The 12,180-nt window shown below is 67.2% G+C and carries 11 protein-coding genes; 6 read left to right on the top strand and 5 right to left on the bottom strand.

All coding sequences use genetic code 11. From position 1 onward, the window contains the following. Positions 1-10: 10 nt before the first annotated feature. A complete protein-coding gene (locus JOD62_RS09145; protein ID WP_204938986.1) occupies positions 11-1,129 on the bottom strand; it encodes a GntR family transcriptional regulator in 1,119 nt (372 codons plus the stop codon). A gap of 221 nt (positions 1,130-1,350) precedes the next feature. On the opposite strand from JOD62_RS09145, the gene JOD62_RS09140 reads away from it, so the two are divergent. From JOD62_RS09140 to JOD62_RS09125, 4 genes are read left to right on the top strand one after another with little or no spacing between them, the layout of a single operon-like run. Beyond that, positions 1,351-2,646 (top strand): ABC transporter substrate-binding protein, encoded by a 1,296-nt coding sequence (locus JOD62_RS09140; RefSeq protein ID WP_204938985.1) that lies wholly within the window; start codon positions 1,351-1,353, stop codon positions 2,644-2,646. Next, the gene (locus tag JOD62_RS09135) at positions 2,643-3,608 is read left to right on the top strand and encodes a carbohydrate ABC transporter permease (protein ID WP_204938984.1); all 966 of its coding nucleotides are present in this window, start codon (positions 2,643-2,645) and stop codon (positions 3,606-3,608) included. Before JOD62_RS09140 ends, JOD62_RS09135 begins: the two co-directional genes overlap by 4 nt. Positions 3,609-3,616: 8 nt before the next feature. Continuing rightward, the gene (locus JOD62_RS09130) at positions 3,617-4,549 is read left to right on the top strand and encodes a carbohydrate ABC transporter permease (RefSeq protein ID WP_271171494.1); all 933 of its coding nucleotides are present in this window, start codon (positions 3,617-3,619) and stop codon (positions 4,547-4,549) included. Next, positions 4,546-5,904 carry a sulfatase family protein gene (locus JOD62_RS09125; RefSeq protein ID WP_204938983.1) on the top strand — a complete coding sequence of 453 codons (1,359 nt, stop codon included), beginning with the start codon at positions 4,546-4,548 and terminating at the stop codon, positions 5,902-5,904. Before JOD62_RS09130 ends, JOD62_RS09125 begins: the two co-directional genes overlap by 4 nt. A gap of 63 nt (positions 5,905-5,967) precedes the next feature. On the opposite strand, the gene JOD62_RS09120 is transcribed toward JOD62_RS09125, so the two are convergent. The 4 genes from JOD62_RS09120 to JOD62_RS09105 form a co-directional block, all read right to left on the bottom strand. After that, positions 5,968-6,417, bottom strand: a complete 450-nt coding sequence (locus JOD62_RS09120) for a MarR family winged helix-turn-helix transcriptional regulator (RefSeq protein WP_204938982.1) — start codon at positions 6,415-6,417, stop codon at positions 5,968-5,970. Between the two features lie 52 nt (positions 6,418-6,469). Then, positions 6,470-6,925: a MarR family winged helix-turn-helix transcriptional regulator gene (locus JOD62_RS09115; RefSeq protein WP_204938981.1), complete on the bottom strand. Its 456-nt coding sequence runs from the start codon at positions 6,923-6,925 to the stop codon at positions 6,470-6,472. A 7-nt stretch (positions 6,926-6,932) separates the two neighbouring features. Then, positions 6,933-8,585 (bottom strand): MDR family MFS transporter, encoded by a 1,653-nt coding sequence (locus JOD62_RS09110; RefSeq protein ID WP_204938980.1) that lies wholly within the window; start codon positions 8,583-8,585, stop codon positions 6,933-6,935. 99 nt (positions 8,586-8,684) lie between these two features. After that, positions 8,685-9,638, bottom strand: coding sequence for a LacI family DNA-binding transcriptional regulator (locus tag JOD62_RS09105; protein WP_204938979.1), 954 nt, complete (start codon positions 9,636-9,638; stop codon positions 8,685-8,687). Between the two features lie 92 nt (positions 9,639-9,730). On the opposite strand from JOD62_RS09105, the gene galT reads away from it, so the two are divergent. Both galT and galK read left to right on the top strand, forming a co-directional pair. Continuing rightward, positions 9,731-10,894: a galactose-1-phosphate uridylyltransferase gene (gene galT, locus JOD62_RS09100; RefSeq protein WP_204940141.1), complete on the top strand. Its 1,164-nt coding sequence runs from the start codon at positions 9,731-9,733 to the stop codon at positions 10,892-10,894. A 55-nt stretch (positions 10,895-10,949) separates the two neighbouring features. Then, positions 10,950-12,134, top strand: a complete 1,185-nt coding sequence (gene galK, locus JOD62_RS09095; protein ID WP_204938978.1) for a galactokinase — start codon at positions 10,950-10,952, stop codon at positions 12,132-12,134. The last annotated feature ends 46 nt before the right edge of the window (positions 12,135-12,180 follow it).

Below are 12,180 nucleotides of genomic sequence, written 5' to 3'. Positions count from 1 at the left end.
TCCTTCGTCGTTACTCGGCCACGACAGCGCCGCACGAGCGGCGGATGACGATGCGCGGCCGAAGTCTGATCTGATGCAGCGGACAGTCATCGCCCTCGATGAGGCGACGCAGCAGCACGTCGGCGGCCATCCGTCCGATGCGGTACTTGGGCGGGGCGACCGCGCTCAGCGGCACCTCCGCGAGGTCGGCGACCTCATCGTCATAGGAGACGAGCGCGATGTCGCCGGGCACGCTCAGGCCACTGCGGCGGATGGCGCCCTGCAGCAGCGTGGCCTCACGGTCGCCGAAGACGAGCGCCGCCGTCGCCTCGAGCTCGCGCAGCCGATCAAAGGCGCCCTGCGCCGAGTCGACCTCCCAGGCGGTCTTCGCCTGGGTGAACTCCAGCCCCGAGGGAAGACCGAGATCGGCGATCGCGTGGCGGTAGCCGTTCATGATCGCAGGTCCAGTGGGGGTCCGCTCGCGCATGAGCAGAGCGATGCGCTGATGACCCAGGGCCGCAAGGTGCTGCACCGCGTCGTAGGCGCCACCGCGGTGGTCCGAGCAGACGTGCTCTGTGCGGTCACGCGGCCCGAGGTCCACAAGGCTGCGCTCGACCATCACGACAGGTACGGGGAGCTGCATGAGCGTCTGGGCCCGCGCATCCGGGTCGTCGATCTCGGTGAGAGTCGGAGAAAGCAGCAGCCCGTCGACACCGGCATCCAGCAGGGACTCGATCGCCGCATCCTCTTTGGTCCGGTCGTAGCGGTAGGTCGCGAGCTGCAGGCTCGCACCTGCAGCCGACAGCGACTCGTCGATGCCCTGCAGCACGCGGGGGTAGTAGAGCTGAGTGTCGGGCAGCAGCACGCCGATGCGACGTCGCGCCCGCTGCTCGCGCGGACGGGTGTGGGCGACGAAGCTGCCCGCGCCCTGACGACGCACGACGACGCCCTCCGCCACCAGGTCGTCGAATGCACGGCGTACCGTTGTCAGGGAGTATCCGGTCTCTTCTGCGAGCTGCTGCTCGGTCGGGAGCTTCTGCCCCGCCGTCCAGGTGCCCGCAAGGATTCCGCGGCGCAATTCATCCGCAAGGGCCTCGAACTTCAGCCCCTTCGAATCCGCATCGCGAATCACAGATCGTCGTGTCGCCACGGCTTCTCCCCTCCTACGTACTTCTCCGAGTCTGCCTCTCCAGAAGAGAGGAATAAAGAAGTATTTGAGGGAAGGACTCTCGGATATCTCGGGTTTTGTTCGTTCTCGCGCCAAACCCAGAGAAATCGATTCTGAATTACTCCTTGAATACTCTCTCTAGTGCTTGTTTGAGTCGAGGCTCCGAGGGGCGAAGAGGCACCCTCGACACGAAAGGAAATCCGATGGCGAAGATCCGTACGTTCTCTGCACTCGCCCTCGTCAGCGTTCTGGCGGTCACCGCCAGCGGATGCGCTTCCGCCGCGGGCGACTCATCGAGTGATTCCCTCACCTACTGGTCCATGTGGAAGGAGGGCGAGGCGCAGCAGAAGGTCGTGGCCGCCGCGATCGCCGACTTCGAGAAGGAGACCGGCATCGAGGTCAACGTGCAGTGGCAGGGGCGTGACAACATCAAGAAGGTCGTGCCCACGCTCAACACGAACAAGGTGCCCGACCTTGTGGATGGCTCGTTCGCGAAGCTCGCGCCGATCCTCGCCGAGACCGGTCAGGCGAAGTCGCTCGAGGCCGCCTACGACGCCGAGGTCGACGGCTCGAAGGTGTCCGACCTCATCCCGAGCGCCTACCTCGACGTCGACACGCTGTCGGTCGAGGGCGGCGACGCCCCGTGGATGCTCCCCTACTCGCTCACGAGCGATGCGATCTGGTTCAACGCGACCGCCCACCCCGAGCTCGTCGACGCTCCGCCGGCCGACTGGGACGGATTCATCGACACCCTCGACGCGATCAAGGCCGGCGGCGAGACCCCATTCGCCGTCGACGGCGACGTCTCGGGCTACAACGCCTACTGGTACACGACCGCGATGGTGCGCGTCGCGGGCCCCGGCTCGCTCAAGGAGATCGCCGAAGACCCGAGCGGTGAGGGCTGGGACTCGAAGGAGGCCCTGAAGGCCGCGGAACTCGTCGAGGAGCTCGTCCAGGGCGGCTACTTCATCTCCGGCTACAACGCCAGCAAGTGGCCGGCGCAGCAGCAGGCCTGGGCCGACAACAAGGCCGCGCTGCTCTTCAACGGCACCTGGATCCCCACCGAGACCGGCCCCTACGCCGCCGACGGATTCGAGTACTCGTCGTTCCCGTTCCCGACGGTCGACGGCGGCAGCAACGCCCAGCGTGCAGACTTCGTCGGGTTCGCTGTTCCGACGCGAGCAAAGAACGCCGACAGCGCGCAGAAGTTCGCCGCATACTTCCTCGGCAAGTCCTACCAGGACAGCCTCGGCAGTGACGCGAAGATCATCCCGATCCGCAGCGATGCGACCGTGAGCACCGAGATGTCGACCGTCAAGGCCGCCCTCGACAACGCGGACGGCTACTACCAGCAGAACGACGGCATCAGCTTCCCCGGTTACACCGAGAAGCTGCTGTGGCCGACCATCGATCAGCTGGTGCTCGGAAAGATCTCCGCCGCAGAGTTCGTCGCCCAGATGAAGAGCGGCCAGATCGACTACTGGAAGCAGAACTCATGACCCAGGTCGCCACCGCGACAGAGCGTCTGACCGTCGGTACGGCTGCCCCTCGGGGTGGCCGTACCGGCGGCAACGCCATCGATCGCGCCCGCAAGCGCCTGTTCGTCCCCTTCGTGGGACCGGCCTTCCTGCTCTACACGCTGCTCTTCGTCGTACCCGCCGGGTACGCGGTCTGGATCAGCTTCAACAAGTGGGCCGGCGCCGGCCCCATGGAGTTCGTCGGGTTCGGCAACTACATCCGCCTGTTCTCCGACAAGCTCTTCCTGCAGTCGTTCGGCAACACGCTGCTGCTGCTGTTCGTCGTCGGCATCGCGATCTTCGTGATCGCCTTCGGGCTCACGCTCGTGCTGCGCGACATGGCAGGACGGAAGATCGCCCGGTCGGTGATCTTCTTCCCGCACCTCGTGAACGCGATGATCTTCGGCGTCCTGGCCGGCTTCATCTTCAATCCGGGCGGCCTCGTCAATTCGCTTCTCGCCGTCTTCGGCGTGAACGAGCCCCCCGCCTGGCTGTCGCACGACAACCTGTTCCCGCTGATCATGGTCATGATGACCTGGGTCACGACCGGCTACTTCACGACGATCCTTATGGCCGGCGTCGACCGCATCCCCCCGTACTACTACGAGGACTGCGCCCTTGCCGGCGCCAACGCCTTCCAGCGTCTGCGCCACGTGATCCTCCCCCTGACCTGGGATGTCTTCGGCACCTGCGCCGTGCTCTGGACGATCTCCTCGGTGAAGATCTTCGAGATCATCTGGGTCTTCGGTGGATCCACGGGCGCCGGCATGCCGCCGACCCAGACCTGGACCACCGCGGTCTACACCTACGTGACCGCCTTCTCCGGTGAGTCGGTCCCCGCATACGGCGCGGCCACCGCGTCGGCTGTGCTCTCGCTGGCACTGGTCTCGGTGCTCGTCTTGCTTCTGCGTCGCGTCATGAAGCGCGATGCGGTGGAGTTCTAGGAGAAATCGTGACCACCACTGACATGCTCCCCACCCCGACCCTCTCCACAGAGGCCGTCGTCGTCCCGCCTCAGAAGCGGCGGCGCCGTCGGCGCGGCGCAGCCATCGGCCACGAGCGCAGCCTGCTGCGCGGCGTCGGTCTGGTCCTGCTGTGGTCGTTCGTCGTCCTGAATGTGGCGTGGATGGTCTGGATGGTGATCCAGGCGTTCCGCGACACCCGCGCGATCCTCAGCGACCCGTGGGGGATGCCCACCTCGCTCGACCCGATCAACTTCGTGACGGCCTGGACCGTCGGCGACTTCGCGACCGCGACGATGAACAGCGTCGTGACGACCCTCGTCTCGTCGTTCCTCACCGTGCTCCTCGCGGCCCCTGCCGCGTACTACCTCAGCCGCGTCGAGAACCGCCTCACGAACTCGCTGACTCTGTACTTCGTGCTCGGCCTCGGCATCCCCGCTCAGGTCATCGTGATCCCCCTGTTCGTGATGCTCAACGAGGTCTACCTGACCGACAGCCTGATCGGCCTGAACCTCGTCTACATCGGCGTCTCCATGCCGTTCACGGTGTTCCTGCTGACCGCGTTCTTCCGATCGCTGCCTCTGGAGCTTGAGGAGGCCGCGGCGCTGGACGGCACGACGGCGTTCGGCACCTTCTGGCGCATCACGCTGCCGCTGGCGAAGGGCGGCATCCTGACGGCCTTCGTCCTGCAGGTCATCTCGCACTGGAACGAGACACTGCTCGCACTGACCCTGCTGCAGTCCACCGAGAAGTACACGCTGCCCGTCGCGCTCATCTCGTTCATCCAGCAGCAGACCTACTCGGGTGCGGACTGGGGCGGTCTCTTCGCCGGACTCTGCATCGTGGTGCTTCCGATGCTGGCGATCTACCTCTGGCTGGGTCGCCGCCTGACCGAGGGCCTCACTCTGGGAATGGGCAAGTGACCCGCGTGGGCCCCGGTGCCCGCCCGAACGTTCTGCTCGTGATGGCGGATCAGCTCGGGGCCCACGTGCTGGATCGCGACCGCGCCGGAGTGCGCACGCCGCATCTGGATCGGCTGCGCGCGTCCGGGGCCACATTCGAGAACGCGTATGTCTCCTTCCCGCTCTGTGTTCCCGCGCGCGCAAGCCTGCTGACCGGGCGGATGCCGCACGAGGTCGGCGTCATGAGCAACCGTCATGCGGATGTGGTCGAGCCCGGCACGCGACCGGACAGCCTCGGGCACCTGCTCTCCGGCGCGGGCTATGACTGCGCCTACGCGGGCAAGTGGCACGCGACGACGCCGGAACCGCCGCACGACGCCGGCTTCGACGTCATCCATCCCTTCGGCGACGTCGGCCTCGTCGACGCGTGCACGTCCTGGATCGCCGGTCGCGCCGTCACGGATGATCCGTTCCTGCTCGTAGCGTCGTTCGACGACCCGCACACGATCTGCGAGTTCGCGCGCAATCAGCCACTCCCTTACGGCGACATCGTCCTCGGAGACGTGCGCGACGCGCCACCGCTGCCGGCCAACTTCGCGCCGGCGCCCTTCGAGTCGCAGGCCGTGCGCGACGAGCAGTCCCGTGCCGCGCAGTCCTACGGCACCCTGGACTACTCCCCTGACGACTGGCGCCAGTACCGCTTCGCCTATCGACGGCTGATCGAGCGCTTCGACGACGCTCTCGGCGTCCTGCTCGACGGTCTTGACGCCGCGGGCCTCACCGAATCCACGATCGTCATCGTCACGAGCGATCACGGCGACGGCGACGGCGCCCACCGCTGGAACCAGAAGACCGCCCTGTTCGAGGAGTGCGTGCGCGTGCCTCTGATCGTGAGCGGCCCGGGAGTAACGCCCGGCTCCCGCCGCGCTCGCGTGTCCGCGAGCATCGACATCCTGCCGAGCGTGCTCGCCTGGGCGCAGACAGCGACCCCGGAGGACCTGCCCGGACATGCACTCCCGGTGGAGCACGCGGGGGAATCGGATGCCACGGCGTCGCGCAGCATCGTCGTGGAGACGCTGTTCGATCAGGATGCTCCCCCGCGCACCCGCGGGCGGGCGCTCTATCACGGCGCCTACAAGTACGTCGTGTACAGCTGGGGTCGCTACCGCGAGCAGCTCTTCGACATCGAAGCAGATCCGGGCGAGCGCCGGAATCTGGCGGTCGAGTCCGCCTTCGACGCCATGCGAGAAGAGATGCGGATGCGCCTGCTGGAATGGTGCCTCGCCACCGATGACCAAGGCTTCCTCAAGGTGTTGGTGCTCCCCGCGGATGCACCGGCAGGAACGCAGCGAGAGATCTTCGCCCGCCCCTACTAATGGTGTCTCAGACGGCGTCGCGCCCGTCGACCGCGAACAGCTCGTAGCCAGCACGGCGTCGCGTCAGGCCCCGAGAGCGTGAATCAACTCGGCGAAATGATCGACGTCATCTGCTGACCAGGCACGGAGACGCTCGCCGATGCGGTCGTGATAGCGAGAGCGGGCGATCTCTACCCGCTCCTGCGCGAGGGGTGTGGCCACGAGCAGCCGCGCCCGTCGATCGTTCGGGTCACGGACACTCTCGATGAGGCCCCACTCCTCCAACTGGCGCACCTGGCGGCTCACTGCAGACTTGTCGGTTTGGAGACGATCGATGATCGCCCCGGCCGAGGTCGCCTTGCCCGTGGCGATCGAGGTGAGCACCTGATAGCCGAGAGGCTGCAGGTCTGGGTGCACCGTGGCCGCGGCTTCCCGCCAGCCGACGCGAATTCGCGCGAAGAGACGTCCGAGTTCCTGTTCGACCCGGGCGATGGCGGCATCGAGTGCCACATCGTCGGCGGGCTGGGCATCCATGCTCGCCAGTTTACGGGGAACGCCCACCGGTGGTCCGCGCGGCAGTCGTGACTCAGATCTCAGCGAGGCGACTGAAGACCATCGATGCGACCCGCATCTCGTCCGGGGTCAGCCCGCTGATCGCCGTGCGAATGCGATTGCTGTGATGATTGCGCACCGTCGCCAGCAGGTCGCGGGCGGCTGCGGTGGCCGTGAGCACCCGCAACCGCCCGTCGCTCTCGTCAGGGCGCGATTCGATGAGACCGGCGTCTTCCAGCATCCGCACCTGCCGGCTGATCGCCGACTTGTCCATCTCGAAGCACTCAGAGAGCTGGTGCGCATTCGAGCTGCCGACCCGCGCGATATGGGTCAGGAGCTTGTATCCGGATGGCTGCAGATCGGGGTGCACCATCGCCGCAGACTCTCGCCACAGAGATCGTGCCCGCGTGAACATGAGGCTCATGTGCCCCTGGAACTCGGTCACCACCTCATCGAGGTCAACCCGATCTGCGTCATCGACGGTACTCATCGCCGCGCTACTTCACCTCTGCCGTGCGGATCGATCCCGTCGTGTTGAGCGACGCTCCGATCTCGGCTTCGGCGACCTCGATCACAGATTCCTCCGCCTGCTCACGCAGCTGGTCAGCGGCGGTCTTGGTCGACAGTGGCTTGTTCTTGACGAAGGCGATCGCGATCACGCCGATCAGAGCGAGCGGCACGGCGATGAAGAAGGCATCGGCGATGCCGTTTCCGTATGCCGCTTCCACGACGGTGCGGATGCCGTCGGGCAGGTCTGCGATGTGGGGAACATTGCCCGACCCGAGCGCCTTCAGTGCGCCGATCTCCTCGGGCGTCGTCGGCACGAACGCGCCGAGTCCGTCCTTGATGTAGCTGGCCACGTTGGAGGCGAGGATCGACCCCATGATCGTCACGCCGACGGTACCGGCGATGGTGCGGAAGAAGTTCACGCCCGATGAGGCGACGCCCAGCTGCTGCGGCGGGGTGTCGTTCTGCACGATCAGGGTGAGGTTCTGCATCACCATGCCCAGGCCTGCGCCGAGAACGAACATGTACACCGCGACGAGAGCGAAGGAGGTGTCGTAGCGCAGCGTCGCCATCAGGCTGATGCCGACGACCGAGAGCACCGAGCCCAGCAGCATCCAGCCCTTCCACTTGCCGAATCGGCTCACGAGCTGGCCGATGATGATCGATGCGCCCATCTGGCCGACGATCATCGGGATCGTCATCAGTCCCGACTCGGTGGGTGTCGCCCCGCGGGCGAGCTGGAAGTACTGAGCGAGGAACACCGACGTGGCGATCATCGAGACGCCGATCGAGATCGAGGCGATCACCGACAGGGTGAAGGTTCTGTTGCGGAAGAGCGTCATCGGGATGATGGGCTCCTTCACGAAGAACTCCGCGACGACGAAGGCGACGAGAGTCAGACCGGAGCCGATCACGAGCACGTAGCTGGTCATCGAGTCCCACTCGAACTGCGTGCCGCCGGTCGACACCCAGATCAGCAGTCCCGAGACGCCGACGGCGAGCAGCACGATGCCGAGGTAGTCGATCGACACCTTCGCGTTCTGCGGCTTGGGCAGGTGCAGGGTGACCTGCAGCAGGACGAACGCGAGGATCGCGAAGGGGACGCCGACGAAGAAGTTCGCGCGCCATCCCCACACATCGGTGATGAATCCGCCGAGCAGCGGCCCGCCGATCGTGGCGAACGCCATGATTCCGCCGACCACGCCCATGTACTTGCCACGCTCTCGCGGGGAGATGATCAGCGCGATGGCCACCATGACCAACGACATCAGACCGCCGACGCCGATGCCCTGGACGACGCGGACCGCGATGAGCATGTTCGTGTCGGTCGCGAAGCCCGAGATGACGGTGCCGATCGTGAACAGCCCCAGAGAAAGCTGCACGAGCATCTTGCGATCGAGCAGGTCGGAGAGCTTGCCCCAGACCGGCGTAGATACGGCGGTGGCCAGCAGGCTGGCCGTGATGACCCAGGTGTACTGCGCCTGGGTGCCGCCGAGGTCGGCGATGATGACGGGCAGAGAGGTCGAGACGACGGTCCCCGAGAGGACAGCGACGAACATGCCGACGACGAGCCCGGAGATCGCGGTGAAGACCTCGCGGGCCGAGCGCACGGTCTCGGGCGTGGTGGTTGTGTGTGAAGTCAAAAGGTGGGCGCTCCCGCGTAGAAAGTTGATGGATATCAACCATACGCTGGTAGTTGCGCTTTCGCAACTATTGAGGAACAGCAACCATAGCGACCCCTGTCAGCCACTCTCCCGAGCGATCAGTTCGGGCGCCAAGCGCAGATCCTGCACCGGAGCCCCCTCGATCAGAGCGATCAGCTGCTGCACCGCGCGTTCACCCAACGCGTCGAAGTCCTGCCGCACGGTGGTCAGCGGAGGACGGAACTGCGCAGCATCCACGACATCGTCGAATCCGATCACCGCCACATCCTGCGGAACCCGCAGCCCGGCATCGGTGATCGCGCGCAGCGCTCCGAGAGCCATCTGGTCGTTCGCCGCGAACAGTGCCGTGACCGCGCCAGTGCGCAGCATCTGCCGCGTCTGCGCATAGCCGGATGCCGCGCTCCAATCACCCCGCACAATCGGGGGAGCCTCGACACCCGCAGCTGCAATCGCGGCACGCCAGCCCCTCTCACGCTGTGCGGCCGCGAAGGAGTCGTCGGGACCGGACAGATGATGCACGACACGATGCCCCGCGTGGAGCAGGCGCTCTGTGGCAGCCCGGGCGCCCACTGCGTGGTCAGTGGAGACCACCGAGAAGCGATCGTCGGGCGGCGAATCGATGACCACGAGGCGCAGGCCTCCCGACGACGCGTGTCGCGCAAGCGCCGTCGCTTCATTGAGCACGATCGCACCGTCGACACCCTGGTCGTGCAGGCGATCGAACACGGCCGCGATGTCGCCGTCGGCGCCGAGCGTGAAGATGGTGAGCGCGTAGCCACGGGATGCTGCCGCCTCGGCGACCGCCTGCAGCATGCGCGCGTTCCCCACAGTGGAGAGCGTCTGCGCAACGAGACCCAGCGTCTGCGTGCGGCCGGTGCGCAGGGCCCTGGCCGCACGATTCGGCCGGTACCCGAGTTCGCCCATTGCGCGCTCGACGCGCTCGCGCGTGGCGGGGTCGACCCGCGGACTGTCATTCGCGACCCGGGACACCGTCTGGGTTGAGACACCAGCGAGCGCAGCAACCTGCGCCATCGATACACGCTGCGGCTGAGGCATCCGCTCCCCCGTTCAGTTCGGTCGTGTTGACGTTATCACGCCGCCATGCGTACCATGTTCACGTGAACATGGACGACTCTCCCGCGGCGATCCCCCTCAGCGCCGGCGTCATCAAGCGCCCCACGCTGCTCGCCGACGGCCGCGAACTCATCTACTTCGACGACGCCGACACGACACTCGGCCCCGTTCGCGGTGTGGACGCTCGCGTGCTCGACCCCCGACCCGAGACCGCGACGATGCGGCAGGACATCCTGACCGGTGACTGGATCACGTTCGCGACGAAGCGCCAGAACCGCGTCATGATGCCGGGGGCTGACGCCGATCCGCTCGCACCGCAGACCGCGAGCAACCCCTCGGAGGTGCCGAGCATGTACGACGTGGCGGTCTTCGAGAACCGCTCCCCCTCGTTCGGCCCCGCCCTTGCCGAGGCCGTCGGCGGCGCTCCCTCCGCTCCGAACGCACCTCGCGGACTCGACGATCTCGCCGCACTCGGCCTCGGTCGCACGCGCACGAGCGTCGGTCGGTGCGAGGTCGTCTGCTTCAGTCCGGAGCACGCCGGCTCGTTCGGCACCCAGAGCGTGACCCGCGCGCGCACCGTGATCGAGGCCTGGGCCGACCGCACCGCCGCGCTCTCCGCCCTGCCCGGCATCGAGCAGGTGTTCCCCTTCGAGAACCGTGGCGAGGCGATCGGCGTGACACTGCCGCATCCGCATGGGCAGATCTACGCCTACCCCTACGTCACTCCCCGTACCGCGCGACTGCTCGACAGCATCGACCGCACCTCCCCCGACCTCTTCGCGCGCGTGCTGGAGTTCGAGCTGGCCTCTGAGCGCGTCGTGCTTCGCGGTGAGCACTGGACCGCATTCGTGCCGTTCGCCGCAGGGTGGCCGCTGGAGGTCCAGCTGATGCCGCACCGGCACGTGCCCGACTTCGCCGCCTTGAACGACGCCGAGCGCGACGAGCTCGCGCCACTGTATCTGCGACTGCTGCGGGGCGTCGATGCACTGTACGAGACGCCGACGCCCTACATCGCCGCCTGGCATCAGGCGCCGGTGCACGTCGGGCGCGATTCCGTGCGACTGCGCCTCGAGCTCACGAGCCCGCGCCGCGCGGCCGACAAGCTCAAGTTCCTCGCCGGGTCCGAGGCCGCGATGTCGGCGTGGACCGCCGAGATCCTCCCGGAGGAGACCGCGGATCGCCTCCGCACGGCCATCGACACGGTCACCAGCTGACCCGCAGTCTCACCCTCCCTCACGACTCCGGCGCACGCCCACAAGGAAAGACACCATGACTTCTCAGGATGCTGCCCGCACCCTCTTTCACGCCGTCACCGGGACCTCGCCCGCCGGAATCTGGTCGGCGCCCGGCCGTGTGAACCTGATCGGCGAGCACACCGACTACAACGAGGGCTTCGTCCTGCCCTTCGCGATCCCGCAGCGCACCTACGCCGCAGCGGGTCCGCGTGCCGACCGGCGCATCCGGGTCACGTCCACCTTCACCGCCGAGGCGGTCGAAGTCGCGATCGACGATCTCGACCGCCTCTTCCCGACGGCCTCCGGCGCGGTGCCCGCGGTCACCGAGTGGGCCGCCTATCCGCTGGGCGTCGCATGGGCGCTTCTCGCGCATGCGCCGGATGCCGGGGCGCTGCCAGGACTCGACATCGCTCTGTCCTCGGGGGTGCCTGTCGGGGCGGGGCTCTCCTCGTCGGCCGCGATCGAGGGCGCGACCGCCTCTGCGATCAACGACCTCTGGAGCCTCGGACTCGACGCCGTCACCCTCGCGCAGGTCGGCCGCCGCGCCGAGAACGAGGCGGTCGGAGCGCCGACCGGCATCATGGACCAGATGGCGTCGATGCTCGGACAGCCCGACGCCGCCCTCTTCCTCGACTGCCGTTCGCTCGTCTCACGCCCGGTCCCCCTCGGTTTCACCGACTCCGGTCTGGAGCTGCTCGTGATCGACACCCGGGTCATGCACGCCCACTCGACCGGGGGCTACCGCGAACGCCGGGAGTCCTGTGAGCGCGGGGCCGCGATCCTGGGCGTTCCCGCCCTCCGGGACGTGCAGGTCGACGATCTCGATCGCGCAGCAGGCCTGATGGATGACGTGACCTTCCGCCGGGTGCGCCACATCGTGACCGAGAATCAGCGAGTCCTCGACACCGTCGACGCCCTTGCCGCGCGGGGTCCGCGCGCGATCGGAGAGCTTCTCACGGCATCGCATGCCTCGATGCGGGACGACTTCGAGATCTCCGCACCGGAACTCGATGTGGCCGTCGACGCGGCACTGTCCGCCGGGGCGCTCGGTGCCCGCATGACCGGCGGCGGTTTCGGCGGGTCCGCGATCGCCCTCATCGATCACGATCGCAGTGAGCAGGTCGCCGAATCCGTGCGCGCCGCCTTCGCGGCGTCCGGGTTCGACGCACCGCACCTGTTCACAGTGGCGCCCTCCGCAGGCCCGCGCCGCGACGCCTGAGGGTCCACGCCCGGGGGCGCCCCAGGGGCGTCTGTCAGACTGAAGA

The organism is Microbacterium keratanolyticum (genome assembly GCF_016907255.1).
GTDB classification, from domain to species: Bacteria; Actinomycetota; Actinomycetes; order Actinomycetales; family Microbacteriaceae; genus Microbacterium; species Microbacterium keratanolyticum.
This window is presented reverse-complemented; position numbering and strand designations above follow the sequence as displayed.

Coding starts and splice junctions, on each gene's coding strand:
- JOD62_RS09115 (WP_204938981.1), bottom strand. CDS start 6,925: ATGAGTACCGTCGATGACGCAGATCGGGTTGACCTCGATGAGGTGGTG.
- galT (WP_204940141.1), top strand. CDS start 9,731: ATGGACGACTCTCCCGCGGCGATCCCCCTCAGCGCCGGCGTCATCAAG.
- JOD62_RS09135 (WP_204938984.1), top strand. CDS start 2,643: ATGACCCAGGTCGCCACCGCGACAGAGCGTCTGACCGTCGGTACGGCT.
- JOD62_RS09140 (WP_204938985.1), top strand. CDS start 1,351: ATGGCGAAGATCCGTACGTTCTCTGCACTCGCCCTCGTCAGCGTTCTG.
- JOD62_RS09120 (WP_204938982.1), bottom strand. CDS start 6,417: ATGGATGCCCAGCCCGCCGACGATGTGGCACTCGATGCCGCCATCGCC.
- galK (WP_204938978.1), top strand. CDS start 10,950: ATGACTTCTCAGGATGCTGCCCGCACCCTCTTTCACGCCGTCACCGGG.
- JOD62_RS09105 (WP_204938979.1), bottom strand. CDS start 9,638: ATGGCGCAGGTTGCTGCGCTCGCTGGTGTCTCAACCCAGACGGTGTCC.